The following is a 17,375-nucleotide window of genomic DNA, read 5'->3' as shown; positions in this document are numbered from 1 at the left end:
GGAGAGACGCAAAAGTAGTTGCAGCTTACGCAAAAAACAGTGGAGAGACGCAAAAGTAGTTACAGCTGACACAAAAAACAGTGGATAGATGTATTGTGAGCTTATGCCATTTGTGAGGCATAGGCTTTTTTTAATGCGGAGGAGAATAAGTTTTTGTTCGTTTTTGGAAGGGTTTTCATGAAGGAATATCGAAGGAAGTTACAGTAGAATAATCGAGAGGATGGGGCATATGACAGCGATTAAAGTTGAGGTAAGGAATAACCATATTGCTATAGTGACATTGAATAGACCAGAAGCATTGAATGCATTTAATTATGATACATTAACAGAACTGCAGTCAGCAGTTGAAGATATCAGGTCAAATTCAAATATAAGAGTAGTGATATTTACCGGAGCTGGGGATAAGTCCTTCAGTGTAGGAGCGGACTTAAAAGAGAGAAAGACCTTGACAGATCAAGAAGTTCGCCGGAATTTATATAAAATTGGCGAAGTATTCACATTAATAGAACAGCTGCCACAGCCAACGATTGCCGCTGTAAACGGCTTTGCATTTGGCGGCGGAATTGAATTGGCATTATCATGCGATTTTCGCATTGCTGCTGATACGGCAAAAATGGGGCTAACGGAAACGGGACTTGCGATTATTCCCGGCGCTGGCGGAACACAGCGTCTCCCTAGATTAATAGGGGAAGCAAAGGCGCTTGAGATGATTTTAATGGCAAAAAGAGTGCCGGCAAATGAAGCGCTCCAAATGGGGATTTTAAATAAAGTGACATCTCAGCAAAATCTTATTGATGAAAGTATTGAATTCGCCCAATCCATGCTGGCAAACGGACCACTCGCTCTTCAGCAGGCAAAATTTGCTGTAAAGCATGGCATGAACACCGATCTGCAAACCGGTTTACAGATTGAAAGAAAGGCGTATGAGGTCCTGATTCCTACTGAGGATCGAGTCGAAGCATTAGAAGCATTTTCTGAAAAAAGAAAGCCAAACTTCAAAGGGAAGTAACAAGAAAAGGCGAGTCCTGCTATAGAGGATTCGTCTTTTTACATACATATTGTGAAATGGATCTAATTATCCGATATAGGCATAGGCGCTAATCTAACAAAGAGAAACGGTCAGAAATTACAGTAAAGGTCGCTCCCTTTACTGTTAGCCATTTTCTAACTGCTCCCTTCAAGCAGTATAAGCCAGTCGCTCACGCTGGATTTACAAAAATGAACAAATCTTCATTCTAACATCGGATTTTTCTGAAATGTCAGAAAATAAAACAAGGTATTTCAAAAAAAAATTAGAATATATGTTTTATAACTAGCAGTACACTGCTTAATCGTTTAAATAAAGGGGAGGTGAAATTTTTAGAAAATAATAAAAAGTTCTTGTCACATTAAGAGGCTATGTATATAATTTAATGAATAAAAGCATGAAAGCGTAGAAGTGACAAAGTGGAGGGGAATATATAAAATGAAGAATTTTAAATCTATGAAAATAATAGCTGCTGCCAGTATAATGAGTGCTGTCTTCTTAAGTGCATGTGGTAGTGATGAGACAAACAGCGGAGGAGCAGCGAATGAGGGAGAGAAAACGTATAAAGTGGGTGTGACGCAAATAGCAGAACATCCATCACTTGATGCGGCAGTCGAAGGCTTTAAGAAAGCTATGGAGGAGCAAGGTCTTTCCGTTGATTATGATGTTCAGCTTGCACAAGGAGATCAAAACAATAACCAATCGATTGCCAATAATTTTGTTGGTGATTCAGTTGACTTAATTTTTGCAAATTCAACTCCGAGTGCTCAAGCCGCATTGAATGCGACGAAAGATATTCCAGTTGTATTTACTTCTGTAACAGATGCAGTAGCTGGAGGGCTAGTGCCGTCAATGGAAGAACCTGGTGGCAATATTACAGGAACGCTCGATAATCATCCCGACGCGATTCCGAATACAGTGAAATTTATCAATGATCATTTTGATATCGATACAATCGGTGTGATTTATAATGCCGGCGAAGCAAATTCAGTAGCTCAAATTGATATCGTTAAAAAGGCAGTGGCAGAAACGGATTTGAAAATTGCTGAAGCAACTGTTTCTACGTCTGCAGAAGTGAAGCAAGCAACTGAATCTCTTGTTGGTAAAGCAGATGTTTTCTATATCATTACCGATAATACAGTAGTAACCGCACTAGAATCAGTCATTCAAGTGTCAAATGATAATAAAATTCCATTATTTGTCGGTGAATTGGATTCTGTAAAACGAGGAGGATTTGCAGCTTATGGTTTTGATTATGCTGATATCGGCTTCGAAGCAGGCATGATGGCAGGAGAAATCTTAAAAGGAGAAAAGAAGCCAGCTGAATTGCCTGTGCAATATCCGCAAAATTTAAAACTTTTAATTAATAAAAAGGCAGCAGAAGCAATGGGAATTGAATTAAAAGACGAATGGAATGACATTGCCGAATTTATCGAAGATTAATGAACAGCATAACATTCACTAGTGAAGGAGCTGCTGCTGGAAATAAAGGAGCACACGCTGAATCTTCATTTTTGAATGGGCATGGTCTTCATCCTTGATTGACAGCTTGAGTAAGAAAGGGAGAATTATATGGGAACGGCTATATTTGGGTCTATTGAAGCGGGGGCAATATATGCTTTAATGGCTTTAGGAGTCTATTTATCTTTTCGAATATTGGATTTTCCTGATTTGACTGTTGATGGCAGCTTTGTTACAGGCGGGGCGGTTGCTGCGGTTTTAATTGTTGGTGGTACTGATCCATTTATCGCGACTGCTGCAGCACTCGGTGCAGGCTTCTTAGCAGGCTGCGTTACCGGGATTCTTCATACAAAAGGGAAAATAAATCCGTTATTATCAGGAATTTTGATGATGATTGCTCTGTATTCTATTAATCTAAGAATAATGGGCAAGTCTAATATTCCTCTTTTGTCTGAGGAAACTGTGATAACGAAATTGACTGCATTTTGGCAAGGGCTTGGTATTGATCAGTCTCTATCGTTTTTAGGCTTTATTCCAAAAACATGGGGAATTCTCATATTAATGTTAATTCTTGCTTTCATTGTGAAATTCCTTATTGACTGGTTTTTAAAAACGGATGTTGGTCTTGCGATACGGGCAACTGGCAATAATGAAACAATGATTCGCAGCTTTTCAGCAGATACAGATATATTAAAAATATTAGGTTTAGGTTTATCAAACGGACTTGTGGCATTGTCAGGCGGGTTGGTTGCTCAATATAGCGGCTTCACTGATGTTGGCATGGGGATTGGAATGATTGTTATCGGACTTGCTTCTGTTATTATTGGAGAAGCGATTTTCGGTGCAAAAACAATCGTCAGAGCAACACTGGCTGTAGTCGGCGGTGCGATACTTTATCGGATTATTGTCACATTGGCTCTAAGAGTGGAATTCCTGGAAACAGGGGATATGAAACTAATTACAGCTTTGATTGTCGTATTCGCGCTTATTTTGCCTAAAGTGCTGGATAAACAGCGAGAAAGAAAGCGCAAGAAGAAGCGCATGCTTCAGGCTAAGCAAAATGAATATGAGAAACGTGGTGAACAGCTTGCTTCAATTAAAACAGATTCATAAAGTCTTTAATGAAGGAACACCCGATGAAAAAATGGCTCTGCAAAAGATGGATTTGCATTTGAATCCGGGTGATTTCATGACCGTAATCGGCAGCAATGGAGCTGGAAAGTCCACATTAATGAATATTATATCTGGAAAGATGATGCCGGATTTAGGTGAAGTGAACATTGATGGAAAAAATGTTTCAGCAGTAAAAGAGAATAAACGCTCAAGGTTAATCGGCAGAGTGTTCCAGGATCCGATGGCAGGCACTGCACCAGCAATGACAATCGAAGAAAATCTTGCTATTGCCTATACAAGAACAAAATCACGTGGATTAAAGCGAGGGGTTTCTAAGCAGAGAAGAGCATTTTTTCAAGAAAAATTGGAAATGCTGCATCTTGGACTCGAAAACAGACTGCATGCAAAAGTCGGTTTATTATCTGGCGGTGAAAGGCAAGCATTGTCCTTATTGATGGCTACCTTTACGGAACCAAAAATATTGCTTCTAGATGAACACACTGCAGCACTTGATCCATCACGGGCAGAGCTGATCACGAAGTTGACGAAAGAAATTGTTGAGACATACGAGCTTACTACTTTAATGGTTACTCATAATATGCAGCAAGCGATTGACTTAGGGAATAGACTAATTATGATGGATAAAGGCCAAATGATTTTTGAAGCGGATGAGAATGCTAAAAAGCAATTAACCGTAGAAAAATTATTATATGAATTCCAGCAAATCCGCGGTGAAAAAATGAATAGCGATAAAGCTGTTCTTATTTAAAAGAAAAAAAGCTGTCCAATTAGTTCGGTTTTCGGCTATTGGATGGCTCTTTTTGAATGAATGAGAAGTAAAAGAAGCCAGTGGTGACTGGCTTCTTTCCTGTCTAACATTATTTAACACTAATCTCTACAAATTTTCGCTTACCGACTTGAACAATGAGCCCATTTTCTATCTTTACTTGAAGTGTTGCGTCATCCACCTTTTCGCCATTCAGACGGACACCGCCACCAGCAATCATTCGTTTTGCCTCCGATTTTGAAGAAAACAAACCTGTGGTTACTAGCAGTTGCACAATTTCCACTATATTTTCTCCGCTCCAGTGATGCTTCGGCATTTCCTCAGGAATATTGCCTTTTTGAAAGACTGCGATAAACTCCTGTTCTGCCTTATCAGCTGCATCTTCATCGTGGTACATCGAAACGATTGTTTTGCTTAATCGCATTTTAGCATCACGCGGGTGGAGGCTGCCTGATTCAAGCTTCGCCGTAATGTCCTCAATTTCTTCAGGACAAAAATTAGTAACTAGGTTGAAGTATTTCAACATAAGCTCATCGGGAATGGACATCGATTTTCCATACATTTCCTGTGGGCTTTCATCAATTCCAATATAGTTTTTCTTGGATTTTGACATTTTTTCGACTCCGTCGAGTCCTTCTAGAAGAGGCATTAACATAACCACTTGTTTTTCCTTTCCAAACTTCTCTTGAAAATGTCTACCCATTAAAACATTGAAATGCTGGTCGGTTCCTCCAAGTTCGATGTCGTTTTCCAATATGACTGAATCATAGCCTTGCATAAGCGGGTAAAAAAACTCATGAAGGGAGATTGGTTTCCCAAAAGCAATTCGCTCTTCAAAGTCATCGCGCTCCATTAGTCTTGCGACGGTAATTTTTCCGGCAAGCCCGATGACCTCTTCAAAGTTCAGCTTTGATAGCCATTCAGAGTTGTAGTGTAATTCCACCTTTTCCATATTTAAGAATTTGCCGAACTGTTCGAAGTATGTTTTTGCATTATGCTTTACTTCTTCATCTGTTAACTGCTTTCTTGCTATTGACTTACCAGTAGGATCACCAATTTTGCCTGTGAAATCACCAATTAATAGCTGGATAATGTGGCCGTTATCTTGAAATTGCTTCAATTTATTTAAGACCACAGTATGGCCTAAGTGCACATCAGGAGCGGATGGATCCAGTCCTAATTTGATTTTTAAAGGACGATTTTCCAGAAGAGATTTGGCCAGCTTTGCTTCTAGCTCTTCACTAGGAATGATTTCTTGTGTCCCTTGGACATAAAGTTTCATTTGTCTTTTTAATTCAGTTAAGTGCTGTTCTGATAATTGCTCGCTTAGCTTAGTCATTGTCTTTCCTCCTGTTTTATAAAATAAAAAGACCACGCCCCTTAAGTAAGGGACGTGGCCAAACATTCACGCGGTACCACCCTAATTGAAGAATTAGTATCTTCCGGCTTTATCGGATAACGGGATCAACCCGTCCTTTGCTGCTCGCAAAGGAAGCTCAAGGAGGGTAATTCACTAAGGTCTGTATGTCGATTCCCACAAGCCATCGACTCTCTGTAAAAGGGAGACCCTCGTTACTAAGTTCCTATCGTCGCTATATATTTAAAAGTTATTATCTCGAATAATCCGTCTTAACAACATTGAAAGCTGCGTTAGTTCATCATTTGAAGCGCTAGCTACTATATCGATTTCACCTTTGTGAAAATGGGGATAAAGCTCTTCCATTATCCGTTTACCTTCTTCTGTAATGACAACATAAGTGAGGCGTCTATCACGTAAATCTGCCTTTCGATAGCATAGCTCTTTACGCTCTAATGTGTTCGTAATATTGCTTATAGTTGCTTTCGTTACGCCGGCTGATTTTGCTAATTGCTTCGTTTCCATTGATCCATGGATCCATAAATCATAAAGAATGGAAAAGGATGTCCATGAGATTTTATAATTTGCCAATATTTCTTGTTCGAGTTTATTTTTAATGCCTTGACCAATAGTGTACAAGCTCGTCACTGCAGCAATGGCGTCCAGGTTTATGTCTGTATTCTTGCTTAATTGCTTGATGGCTGCCGATTCTTCCGGCAGCAATTCCCCTTTATCATTAAATTGATGGATACATAATCACCTCACTAAATTTTCTAAATCATTAGCTATGAAACGATTCTACTAAAAAAAATCTCCAAATGCAACCCCTCCATAAAAAAGAGAGGTTGGATTTTATGGATAATATATAATGGCTTGGTAGGTAGAGCTATCACTGGTTCTATTCCTGTAAATATGCTCTTTATTTGCTAAAAAGCGGATGGAGTCTCCCGTTTCCAAACTGTAAATTTTCCCATCAATTTCTAATTCAAGTGTGCCGGACAGCACTGTAATATATTCTTCTACACCTTCATTATGTTTTTGTGATATATGCTCATATTTAGGTTCAACCTTGACGGAAAAGATTTCGAATTTTTTTGTTGGGTCGAATGGGAAGACAGGGTAAACTCGATATTTTCCATTATATTCCATAATAGGTTGGATATCTCCGCTTTTGACGAAGTGTACCATGGAGGGCTCCTCCATAATTAATGAAGAAAAGGATACTTGCAATCCCGTTGCAATTTTCCATAGTGTCGTAACAGTCGGATTGGATTCACCTCGTTCAATTTGGCCGAGCATCGCCTTGCTGACACCCGTTAGATCTCCTGCTGCATCTAAGCTTAGCCCTCTTTTCTTACGTATTTCGCGCAAATTTACGCCGATATTTTTTTGAATATTTCTCATATTAACCTCCGAAAGGTATTGTTTATTATGACGCACGTATGTATAATATAACATATATTTGGTGTGTTAAAACGTTCATATCATCTATTATAACATATTTTAAGTAATGGAGCTGACTTTATATGACAGAATTGATAATTGAAGAGCAAGAATCTCCATTTAAAAAAGGGGTCCAGGCCGGATTGAGCATTGCGATTGGATATGCTCCTGTTGCTTTAACCTTTGGCTTATTGGCCAAAACAACAGGCCTAACAATGGGAGAAGCAATGCTGATGAGCATCATTGTCTTTGCTGGTGCGGCACAATATATTTCCTTAAGTTTAATTGCTTTAGGTACAAGTGCATTCGAAATTATTTTAACTACCTTTATTGTAAACATTCGTCACTTTTTAATGAGTACTGCTTTAAATGAGAAGGCCGAAGACGATTCACTTTTATATAAAGCGATTTACTCCTTCTCAATCACGGACGAATCTTTTTCAGTCGTAGCAACAAGAGAGGGAGTTTTAAAGACTGGTTTTATCCTTGGCGTAAATTTAATTGGCTATTTTAGCTGGGTGATTTTTACCGGAGTAGGTTTTGTTATTGGAGCGAACCTTTCTGAAACTTTACAGGAAAGCATGTCGGTCGCTTTATATGCGATGTTTATCGGATTGCTTGTTCCATCGATGAAAAAGGGGGTCAAAGTTATATATCTTGCTGCTTTAGCAGCTATCTTTAATACAATTTTCACTTATGCTGAACTGCTGTCAACTGGCTGGGCAATTGTCGTTGCCACATTGTTATCAGCCATATTGGTGGAATTTGTGGAAAGCATAAAGCAGAGCAAGGGGGACAATCATGAACAGTGAAATGGTTTGGATGATTATTGGCATGGGTGCAGTAACATATATTTCAAGATTGGCGCCTTTTCTACTCTTTCATGGCAGGGAGCTGCCGTCTTTTATTCAAGGCGTATTAAAGAATGTTCCATATGCGACGCTAGGGGCACTTATCTTTCCAGGAGTTTTATTCATTAGTGAAGATATTTGGTTTGGTCTATTAGGCGCTGCTTTTGCCTTTGTCGCAGCCTATCTTGGTGCTAACGTTATTATCGTTGTACTTGGTTCTATTCTCATTTTATCTGGTTATTCATTTCTTTTTAGCTAATATAAAAAGAATGAATAAGCATTATAAATTTGGACTCCAGCGAGCTCCAATTTTTTCTAAGCGGACCACGGATTTTCATCGTGGTCTTTTTAGCGCAGATGAACGGGCAGTAAGACCTCCCACCTCAAAGTTTAGAGGAATCGGAGAAGCTTACGTATGAGATAATTGCCCGTAAAAGCCCGATTATCAGAACTCAGACTGAATACGCCACGTCCTGTGGCCACGTCTAAGTGACCCGCATCCTGCGTGCCCCAATTAATAATCAGTAGGGGATAGAGGAAAACCCCATCTGATTTTTTATGTGAGTTTGTCCTTCTCCAAGGTTCTAAATATTTCATTTTGTACTAAACTAAATATGAAAGGGTTGTACAAAATAAGAGAAGTATTCGTATTATAGAGGAGGGAACCGGATGGCGAGAAAAATTGGCCTGTACGGTATTATTGGTTATTTTCTATATGGTTTGTTTTTTTATTGGTATTTATTTCATTTTACAAATACGAGCCTTCCCTTTGAATATCAAGGAACCGTGGCCGATCCTGCGACTTTCTTAAACGGCAGGGAATTGATGCTAAGTGAGGAATATTCGAAAATAAGGAATTTATTGTTTTTCTTATCGACACCTTTTGAATGGCTGTTTTACCTATTTATTATGCTGTTAGGATTATCTACTCTATTTAAAGGCTGGAGTGAGCAGTCATCTAAATATAAATTTGTGCAGACATCCATATATGTTGCCTGGCTTTCACTTTTTGCGTTCATTGCGACAACACCGTTAAGCTACATAAGCTATAAGCTTTCTAAGCAGTATAATATATCAACACAGAGCTTTGGCGGCTGGATGAAGGATGAACTTATTGATTTTTGGGTGAATTTTGGCATGATGGTCTTGATCGTTTGCGTACTTTATTGGCTTATCAACAAAAGCGCGAAAAAATGGTGGCTCTATGCATGGCTGCTTACTATTCCATTCTCATTATTTCTTATGTTTGTGCAGCCGGTTGTCATTGATCCTTTATATAATGATTTTTATCCATTAAAAAATAAGGTGCTGGAGACTAAAATTCTAGATTTAGCTGATAAGGCAAACATTCCGGCCGAGCATGTTTTTGAAGTAGATATGGCTGAAAAAACAAATGCGTTAAATGCTTACGTAACGGGCATTGGCTCCAATTCCCGAATTGTGCTGTGGGACACAACATTAAATAAGCTGGACGATGATGAAATTCTTTTTATCATGGCTCATGAAATGGCACATTATGTTGAGAAGCATATTTATATTGGAATAGCAGGGTACTTATTGATGTCGTTAATTGGTTTATATTTAACATATAAAATAATGGAGTGGGTCATTTCTCGCTATGGATCGGCACTAAAGATATCGTCCGTAAAGGATATTCGCTCATTGCCATTGTTCCTGATGATCATTTCTATGCTTTTATTCCTCTCGAGCCCTATATCAAACGCTGTGTCGCGGTATCAAGAGACGAGGGCGGACAGCTATGCAGTTGAAATGACAAAAGATGCCGAGGCTGGCATCAGCACTTTCCAGGAATTAACTAGAGCAGGATTAAGTCAAGTGAATCCGCCGTTTTTAGTTAAAGTATTTCGCTACGGACATCCGACTATGCTTGAGCGCATTACATTATTAGAGGATTATCAAATCGAGCATAGGGATGATTAAAAAACTACAGTTAAAGGGAATCCTTTCTTTAACTGTGGTTTTTTTTTTGAGCAAAAACAAAAAATCCTCCGCTGCTAGTGGAGGATTCATCGTAGATTAACGAGCAGTAAGATCCCGACCTCAAAGTATAGAGGAAGCGAGAAAGCATAGATGGGTGATAACTGCTCGTAAAAGCGCGATTATCAGAACTTCTAAGTGACCCGTATCCTGCGTGCCCCAACTAACAATCAGTAGAGGATGAAGGAAAACCCTCACTGATTGAAGTTTCACTTTGTATTAAGTGCCAAACTGCTTATGCAGTTCGTTATATTCATTTGATAAATAAATAAAATCTGCTTCATTCTGTTGATCAAGCGCTTCATCTAATTTCACTTGTATCGTTTCTTTTTTTCTCTTTAAGATGGCTTCAGAAAGCACCATATCAATGTAGAGGTCTAATACGAAAGCTTCTTTTTCCCTTTTCCGTTTCATGGCGCTGGCTTTCATAAGTTCGGTGTATGATTTTTCTTTCATGTAAAAATCACCCCAATGACTTTTTAATAGTATATGAAATAAAATTTATTTATTCAACCTATTTTTTGAATTTTTAAAATTTTACTTTCTTTATTAAAAGATGGGTAAAAAGCCTAGTGATAATTATAAAATTTTGGTAAAATGGAACTAATTTTAGAAATATTTTGTCAATTATATGAAATATCATAAGAGGGAGTGTAAACATGAAAGATCGGAAAAGCCAGATAATCGAAGAATATGAAATTAATCCTAATACGATGATGATTATGCCTATTGAGTATGGCAGTAAGGTTTATGCAAGAATATATGAGCTGGAAGATGAAATTCTTTCACCATTTAAACCGATTGATATTATTAAAAAAAGCTGCAGATTTTTTGGAGCAAGTTATGAGGGTCGAAAAGAAGGGACAAGACAATTGACCGGAATTACCCATAAATCACCCATTACGATTGATCCCACAAATTTAATTTATTTTTTCCCCACCGCTTCAGCCAGCAACTCCAGCTGCATTTGGATTTCCTACGAAAATGTGCACCATTATGAGCCAGTCGATGGTGGGATGACTGAAGTCATTTTTAAAAATAGACAAGCTCATATCATTCCGGTTTCACATAATATTTTTCAAAATCAAATATTAAGAACAGCCTTACTGAAAACAACGTTAAACAGCAGAATAGAAGAATCTGAACGAAAAGCCATTTACTTTTTTAAGAGAAAAAAAGAAGAAAGAATGTCTGAACACCTTAAGATGTTTCATAAATAATTAATTTCCCTCTCCTGTTTTTTTATATAATGTTCCATCGTGTTCAGAACTATGCCTCTTATATAAATAAAATTCAAGTAGTTCGTGCACTTTATTCCGAATGCGAGGATTAAAGTAGTTATGCTGTTCTTCATAGCCTTTATAAAGAAACATGAACATAGTAAAAGCTTCATCACGCTGAAGTTCATGAACTTGAAGATGATGATCGTTCATATAACGCTTTACTCCTCTTAATTCCTTTTGTATCACCTTCATTGTCATTTCCACTAAATTTAAGTAGGGCTGCTTCAGTTTAAAAGGGCTCTTATTAATAACGATTAAATCCCTATTTAATACAGTTAATACCATTGGCAGGTAAATGGCTTGCTCCATTATATTCCGGTCTTTTTCTGGAATTCTTGTCATAATGGGTCTACTCCTTTTGAATTCAAAATAGAACGTTTGTTCTTATTATATTCTACATAGATAATATTATTCATGCAAGTGTCACTTATTTAAGCAGGGAAAATATTTCCGATGTCGAAGTATTAAGGAAATATAATAAGAAAGGGTGGAGACAGTGAGTAAAAGAACAGTTGTGCCGGAGGATTTATTTGAATTAAAATCGATAACTGATCCGCAGCTTGTAGCAGGTGGCAAGGATTGCATCTACGTAGAAACAGTCATGTTAGAGGAAGAAAATACATATAGCTCAAATTTGTATTATTTGAATGTAGAAGAGAAAAGTGAACCGCGTCAATTAACTTTCGGTGAAAATAGGAATCATACACCAAGATGGGCGCCTGATGGTCGTTCTATTGCTTTTGTTTCTGATCGAAAAGAAGGAAAGAGTCAAATATTTATTTTATCAATGGATGGTGGCGAAGCACGCCAATTAACAAATATTAATGCTGGAGCTACCAATCCAGTCTGGTCGGCAGACGGAAAACAAATTGCTTTTAATACTTCCTTAAAAGATGGTGAGCTGTTGTCAGATCAGCTTCCAGCAGAATCTAATAAAAAGCCGATGCCGCTGGAAGTCGAAAAGATGAAGTATAAATCGGATGCAAAAGGGTTTTGGGATGGGAAGTTTAATCAAATTGCAATCGCAGATGTAGAAACAGCCGAAGCAACCTTGCTAACAGAAGGGACAAATGATTTTCAGCTTCAAAGCTGGTCTCCGGATGGGAAGTATATAGTAGCTGTTGCTGATCTAAGTGAAGATATAGATACCTCCTTTAAAAGCGATGTATATTTAATAGATCCACAAACAAAAGAAATGAAAAATATAACAGGCGGCGAAGGGCATTTTGGCCATGTTACTTGGTCGCCGAATAGTAAAAAACTAGGAATGTTCGGGCAAACCAGAGAGTATGAGAATGCGACATTAGCAAAAATCTGGATTTACGACTTAGAAGAGAATGCGCTTTCTTGTTTAACTAACGAATGGGATGTTTTAGTGGGAGACTATACAGTCGGTGATTTCCAGCAAGGAACAGTTACACCTGGAATCTTATGGGGAGAAGACAATAATAGTTTTTACTTTATTGCCAGTGATCACGGCAATACCGTCTTATATTACGGTACAATTGATGGAGCCATGTATCCTGCCCTGTTAGAACCAAGGCAGCATGTTTATGGACTTTCAACAGGCGGCAGTCTTGAGCGTGCTGTCATTGCAATAAGCACCCCTACACATCCAGGAGACTTGTATCTGCTTCAAGTATCCACAGGTGATAAACAGCAGCTAACAAATGTGAACGAACCGTTTCTTCATGAAAAAGCAATTGCCGATGTGGAGTCTTTCCAGTTTAAATCTTCAGATGATTGGGATATCCACGGCTGGCTCATGAAGCCTGCTCATTTTGAGGAAGGTGAAAAATATCCTTTAATTGTTGAAATCCATGGTGGCCCGCATGCGATGTACGGCAATACTTATTTTCATGAATTTCAGACGCTGGCAGCAAATGGTTATGCGGTTCTCTTCATCAACCCGCGCGGCAGCCATGGGTATGGTCAAAAGTTTGTAGATGCTGTAAGGGGGGATTACGGCGGAAAAGATTATGAGGATATTATGGAAGCTGTCGATTATGCATTAGCGGCTTACGACTTTATCGATGCAGACCGTTTAGGAGTTACGGGCGGGAGCTATGGAGGATTTATGACCAATTGGATTATCGGACATACAGACAGGTTCAAAGCAGCAGTGACACAAAGATCTATTTCTAATTGGATCAGCTTTTACGGTGTAAGTGATATCGGCTATTATTTTACAGACTGGCAAATTAAAAGCGATTTAAATGATATTGAAAAGCTGTGGAAGCATTCACCGCTTGCGTATGTGAATGAAATGAATACACCGCTGCTAATCTTGCATAGCGAGAAGGACTTCCGTTGCCCAATTGAACAAGCGGAACAGCTTTTTATCGCACTTAAAGACCGAAAAAAAGAGGCGAAGTTCGTTAGATTCCCAGAGGCAAATCATGAATTATCAAGAAGCGGAAAACCTAACTTAAGAATTAGCCGTTTGCATTATATTAACAATTGGTTTAAAGAATATATTTAAAAATTACCGCAAGCCTCTAATAGGCTTGCGGTAATTTTTTTATTAGTAAGAGCTTCAGGTGAAAAATTGAATTAAATGAATGATGATCCTATCCGATGAAAATACCAAGGCTGATAAATAGAAGTAAATGTTAAAAAATTAACAGAAAAAAATTGAGATTCACGAATTATAAGAATGAGTAAATAAATTGTGGCTTATTGAAGTAACATAGATAACAAATACCAATTTTTTACGGCATGATAATTTAAATAAAGGAAACTTTTTTGTTCTTTTATCAGTCTTATATAAATGGGAGTAATATTCATGAAATTTTCATAATGTTTACCCAGTTAATTAATAGTGAAAGGAAAATCATAACATGAGATCGGATAGACATCAAAAAAAGAAAAAGCGGGGAAAAGGTAAAATATTCAAAAGAATACTACTCGTTTTACTTTTACTTATAGGTGGAACAATAGCGTACTCATATTTTCAATTTAAACAAGGTGTAAAGTTATCCAAGGAGGATGGCTTTTCAGATTTGCCAACTGAGGTTTACGAATTTAATGGGGCGAAGGATCAATATGGTGGCACGAATATTCTCTTATTAGGCAGTGATTCCAGGGGGGAAGAAAATGCGCGTGCAGATACTATTATGATGGCGCAATATCACCCGGATAAAGGAACATATAAATTAATCTCTTTTATGAGAGATATGTATGTAGACATTCCTGGGTACGGAAAAAACAGAATTAATGCTTCACTTGCTTATGGTGGTCCAGATTTATTAAGGCAAACTATAAAAGAAAATTTCGGGATTGATTCACAATACTATACAATTGTTAATTTCGATGGCTTTGTGAAAGTAATTGATGAAGCTTTTCCTAACGGAGTAGAGATTGAAGTGGAGAAAGAAATGTCCAAAAATATCGGTGTGACATTACAGCCGGGTCTGCAAAGGCTGGATGGCGAACACCTTTTAGGGTATGTCCGCTTCCGTCATGATGCGGTCGGAGATTTTGGCCGTGTTGAACGTCAGCAAAAGGCAATGAAAGCGGTCATGGACCAATTTACAAGCCTACAGACAATACCTAAGCTGCCAAAATTAGTCGGCGTTGTAACACCTTATATCAATACAAATATGGGCACAGGTGATATACTTTATATGGGTAAGGATTTAATTACTAAAGGCAATTCTGGCTTAGAGTCTCTTACCATTCCTGCAAATGGGACATATCAAAATGTAAGAATTAACGGAATGGCTGTTTTACAGATTGACCAGGAGGCTAATAAACAATTAATTCATGATTTTTTAGCAAACTAAATAATTAAAGGCAGGCTGAATGAACGATTGTACATGATATCCGCATTGGTTGTTTTTTTCATCAGGAAGAAAAGGTGATTTGACGATGGATCTGGAAACGTTAAGACAGTGGTTTACACTAGAAAATGTATTAGCATTAATTGAAGAATACCGTTCGTTCGGCCCGCTGCCAGGTATACTATTACCCTTATTGGAAGCTTTCCTTCCCTTCTTGCCATTATTTTTATTTGTTATGGCAAATGCAAATGCTTTTGGACTATGGCTAGGCTTTTTATATTCATGGATCGGCTCTGTTGCCGGTGCGCTGCTTGTGTTTATTTTAATTCGAAAATATGGACAAGCTAAATTTTTAAGAGTAATAAAACGGAATGAAAAAGTGCAGAAGCTAATGGGATGGGTTGAAAAGCATGGATTCGGTCCTTTGTTTGTATTATTATGTTTTCCGTTTACTCCTTCTGCTGTTGTAAATATCGTCGCTGGACTATCTAGGATTAGTATTGCGCAATATATGCTAGCTATCATTTCCGGTAAGATGGTTATGGTATTTACAATGAGTTTTGTCGGCCATGATATTACTTCGCTTGTAACGAAACCAATCAGGACGGCAATCGTTGCAGTCATCATTATCATTTTATGGTATGTTGGGAAACGGATTGAAGTAAAAATGAATATGAGCGTTGAGAAGGAGCCCCCCGCCAAAAAATAATCTGGGGTAACGGGACGGAAGTTTGAATAAGAGCAGGGTTAAAAAGAGAAGGATACGCCTGGTTTAAGGCTTTGGGTGTAGGTGTGATTCTTTATATCATTATTATCGCAGATTAACGGGGCAGTAAGCCCCCACCTCAAAGTTTAGAGGAAACGAAGAAGCATAGGTGGAGGCTAACTGCCCGTAAAAGCCCGATTGGTTCAACTAACAATCAGTAGGGGATGAAGGAAAACCCCTACTGATTGAAGTTTCACTCTATGCAAATGGGACAATAAGTGAAATAAATGGAACGCTTAAAGGAAGTCGCGATTTGCGGGATATCAATGCCTGCCATCGCGGCTTTTTTTATTGATAAAAAAGTAGGATATTATCAATATTTGTCGAATTATTCACAGAAATAGCAAAATGGAGGTGGTTTATAATGAGGTTGGAAGGAAAAGTGGCAATTATTACAGGAGCAGCAGGCGGAATAGGCTTTGCCGCTGCAGAAACCTTTGCCAGAGAAGGAGCGACAGTTGCGCTCGCTGATTTTCGAGCAGAAGCAGGGGAATCTAAAGCCCAGTGGCTAAGAAATAAAGGGTATAATGTGAATTTTTATCAAGTGAATGTTGCTGATAGAGAAAGTATTAATAGCATGGCTAAAGCAATCGAAAATGATTACGGCACGATTGATATTTTAGTAAATAATGCAGGGATTACAAAGGATAGTATGCTGACAAAGCTGTCACAAGAGGATTTTGAAGCTGTTATTAATGTCAATTTAACAGGTGTATTTCAATGCACACAAGCAGTATTGCCAGTCATGCTTGCGAAGGGAAGAGGAAAAATTATTAATACTTCTTCTGTTTCAGGTGTAAACGGCAATATCGGTCAAACAAATTATGCAGCGGCAAAAGCAGGCGTTATCGGTATGACCAAAACTTGGGCAAAGGAGCTTGGCAGAAAAGGAATTAATGTAAATGCAGTTGCACCTGGTTTTATTGAAACAGGGATGACGGCTGCTGTTCCTGATAAAGTAATAGATCAGATGAAAGCTATGGTGCCTATTGGTAAGCTAGGAAAACCAGAAGATATTGCTAATGCCTATTTGTTTCTAGCGTCAGCTGAATCAGATTATGTAAATGGAATTGTTCTGCATGTAGATGGAGGAATCATGATGTAAATTATATTAGTATTTCTATATTATGCAGGAATACTCAGAGTGCGTCAGAAAGTGATTTATAAAAAAATCAGTTGGAGAGGTGTCCGCTCTACCCCTGTGGGAGAGAAACGAGACAGTCAAGTCACTAAAGGCGAGTAGCGAGGAAGCGGTTCGACGCTCGCACCGCTAAAAAAGCGAGCGGTAAGCCTCGGAAAATCTCAAACCCTTCATTTTTATTTTAAATGAGTTTCTCTACCGCCTAAGTATTCCTGTATTATGCAGGAATACTTTTTTTGTGGTTTCGAAAACCTCTGGCTATGCCGGGGGTTCTAAAGAGCTTCAAGCGTGGTATTAAAAAAACCTCACTTCCCATGGTAGGATAAAGTTGGTTTCCCGACCACCTTATCTCGCCATAGAAGGAGG

At 38.4% G+C, this 17,375-nt stretch carries 17 protein-coding genes and 1 other annotated feature; of the genes, 12 read left to right on the top strand and 5 right to left on the bottom strand.

From position 1 onward, the window contains the following. Positions 1 to 229 precede the first annotated feature (229 nt). From CWS20_RS26305 to CWS20_RS26290, 4 genes are all read left to right on the top strand, one after another. Positions 230 to 1,009 (top strand): enoyl-CoA hydratase-related protein, encoded by a 780-nt coding sequence (locus CWS20_RS26305; RefSeq protein ID WP_066195957.1) that lies wholly within the window; start codon positions 230 to 232, stop codon positions 1,007 to 1,009. A 456-nt stretch (positions 1,010 to 1,465) separates the two neighbouring features. Continuing rightward, entirely contained in the window at positions 1,466 to 2,470 is a 1,005-nt protein-coding gene (locus CWS20_RS26300) for an ABC transporter substrate-binding protein (RefSeq protein WP_066195959.1), read from the top strand. A 129-nt stretch (positions 2,471 to 2,599) separates the two neighbouring features. Then, entirely contained in the window at positions 2,600 to 3,601 is a 1,002-nt protein-coding gene (locus tag CWS20_RS26295; protein WP_066195962.1) for an ABC transporter permease, read from the top strand. Then, the gene (locus CWS20_RS26290) at positions 3,576 to 4,370 is read left to right on the top strand and encodes an ABC transporter ATP-binding protein (protein ID WP_066195965.1); all 795 of its coding nucleotides are present in this window, start codon (positions 3,576 to 3,578) and stop codon (positions 4,368 to 4,370) included. The genes CWS20_RS26295 and CWS20_RS26290 overlap by 26 nt, the downstream gene beginning before the upstream one ends. A 109-nt stretch (positions 4,371 to 4,479) precedes the next feature. On the opposite strand, the gene tyrS is transcribed toward CWS20_RS26290, so the two are convergent. From tyrS to CWS20_RS26275, 3 genes are all read right to left on the bottom strand, one after another. Next, on the bottom strand, positions 4,480 to 5,727 hold the full coding sequence (gene tyrS, locus CWS20_RS26285) for a tyrosine--tRNA ligase (protein ID WP_066195968.1): 1,248 nt from the start codon (positions 5,725 to 5,727) through the stop codon (positions 4,480 to 4,482). A gap of 45 nt (positions 5,728 to 5,772) precedes the next feature. Then, positions 5,773 to 5,987: a binding site (T-box leader), on the bottom strand. Between the two features lies 1 nt (position 5,988). Further along, positions 5,989 to 6,468 carry a MarR family winged helix-turn-helix transcriptional regulator gene (locus CWS20_RS26280; RefSeq protein ID WP_083957335.1) on the bottom strand — a complete coding sequence of 160 codons (480 nt, stop codon included), beginning with the start codon at positions 6,466 to 6,468 and terminating at the stop codon, positions 5,989 to 5,991. Between the two features lie 129 nt (positions 6,469 to 6,597). Further along, positions 6,598 to 7,149 (bottom strand): helix-turn-helix domain-containing protein, encoded by a 552-nt coding sequence (locus CWS20_RS26275; RefSeq protein WP_066195973.1) that lies wholly within the window; start codon positions 7,147 to 7,149, stop codon positions 6,598 to 6,600. Positions 7,150 to 7,271: 122 nt separating this feature from the next. On the opposite strand from CWS20_RS26275, the gene CWS20_RS26270 reads away from it, so the two are divergent. The 3 genes from CWS20_RS26270 (at position 7,272) to CWS20_RS26260 (ending at position 9,980) form a co-directional block, all read left to right on the top strand. Continuing rightward, entirely contained in the window at positions 7,272 to 8,000 is a 729-nt protein-coding gene (locus CWS20_RS26270; protein ID WP_066195975.1) for an AzlC family ABC transporter permease, read from the top strand. Next, positions 7,990 to 8,298: an AzlD domain-containing protein gene (locus CWS20_RS26265; RefSeq protein WP_066195978.1), complete on the top strand. Its 309-nt coding sequence runs from the start codon at positions 7,990 to 7,992 to the stop codon at positions 8,296 to 8,298. The genes CWS20_RS26270 and CWS20_RS26265 overlap by 11 nt, the downstream gene beginning before the upstream one ends. 410 nt (positions 8,299 to 8,708) lie before the next feature. Further along, complete coding sequence (locus CWS20_RS26260) at positions 8,709 to 9,980, top strand: M48 family metallopeptidase (RefSeq protein WP_066195981.1); 1,272 nt, start codon at positions 8,709 to 8,711, stop codon at positions 9,978 to 9,980. Between the two features lie 276 nt (positions 9,981 to 10,256). Here the strand turns inward: CWS20_RS26260 and CWS20_RS26255 are convergent, their stop codons facing one another. Beyond that, complete coding sequence (locus tag CWS20_RS26255) at positions 10,257 to 10,493, bottom strand: IDEAL domain-containing protein (RefSeq protein WP_066195983.1); 237 nt, start codon at positions 10,491 to 10,493, stop codon at positions 10,257 to 10,259. A 203-nt stretch (positions 10,494 to 10,696) separates the two neighbouring features. Here CWS20_RS26255 and CWS20_RS26250 point away from each other — a divergent pair, with 203 nt between their 5' ends. Next, positions 10,697 to 11,257: a competence protein ComK gene (locus tag CWS20_RS26250; protein ID WP_066195986.1), complete on the top strand. Its 561-nt coding sequence runs from the start codon at positions 10,697 to 10,699 to the stop codon at positions 11,255 to 11,257. On the opposite strand, the gene CWS20_RS26245 is transcribed toward CWS20_RS26250, so the two are convergent. Next, positions 11,258 to 11,662, bottom strand: coding sequence for a YhjD family protein (locus CWS20_RS26245; RefSeq protein ID WP_066195989.1), 405 nt, complete (start codon positions 11,660 to 11,662; stop codon positions 11,258 to 11,260). Between the two features lie 145 nt (positions 11,663 to 11,807). Between CWS20_RS26245 and CWS20_RS26240 the strand changes: the two genes are divergently transcribed. From CWS20_RS26240 to fabG, 4 genes are all read left to right on the top strand, one after another. Then, the gene (locus tag CWS20_RS26240; RefSeq protein WP_411814291.1) at positions 11,808 to 13,802 is read left to right on the top strand and encodes a S9 family peptidase; all 1,995 of its coding nucleotides are present in this window, start codon (positions 11,808 to 11,810) and stop codon (positions 13,800 to 13,802) included. 358 nt (positions 13,803 to 14,160) lie between these two features. Further along, positions 14,161 to 15,105 (top strand): LCP family protein, encoded by a 945-nt coding sequence (locus CWS20_RS26235; RefSeq protein ID WP_066195993.1) that lies wholly within the window; start codon positions 14,161 to 14,163, stop codon positions 15,103 to 15,105. 85 nt (positions 15,106 to 15,190) lie between these two features. Continuing rightward, positions 15,191 to 15,811 carry a TVP38/TMEM64 family protein gene (locus tag CWS20_RS26230; RefSeq protein WP_066195994.1) on the top strand — a complete coding sequence of 207 codons (621 nt, stop codon included), beginning with the start codon at positions 15,191 to 15,193 and terminating at the stop codon, positions 15,809 to 15,811. A gap of 421 nt (positions 15,812 to 16,232) precedes the next feature. Continuing rightward, a complete protein-coding gene (gene fabG / locus CWS20_RS26225; protein ID WP_066195996.1) occupies positions 16,233 to 16,973 on the top strand; it encodes a 3-oxoacyl-ACP reductase FabG in 741 nt (246 codons plus the stop codon). The last annotated feature ends 402 nt before the right edge of the window (positions 16,974 to 17,375 follow it).

Source organism: Cytobacillus horneckiae (assembly GCF_002835735.1).
Lineage (GTDB): Bacteria > Bacillota > Bacilli > Bacillales > Cytobacillaceae > Cytobacillus > Cytobacillus horneckiae.
The sequence above is the reverse complement of the archived record's forward strand: the minus strand, read 5'-3'. Positions and strand labels throughout refer to the sequence as shown.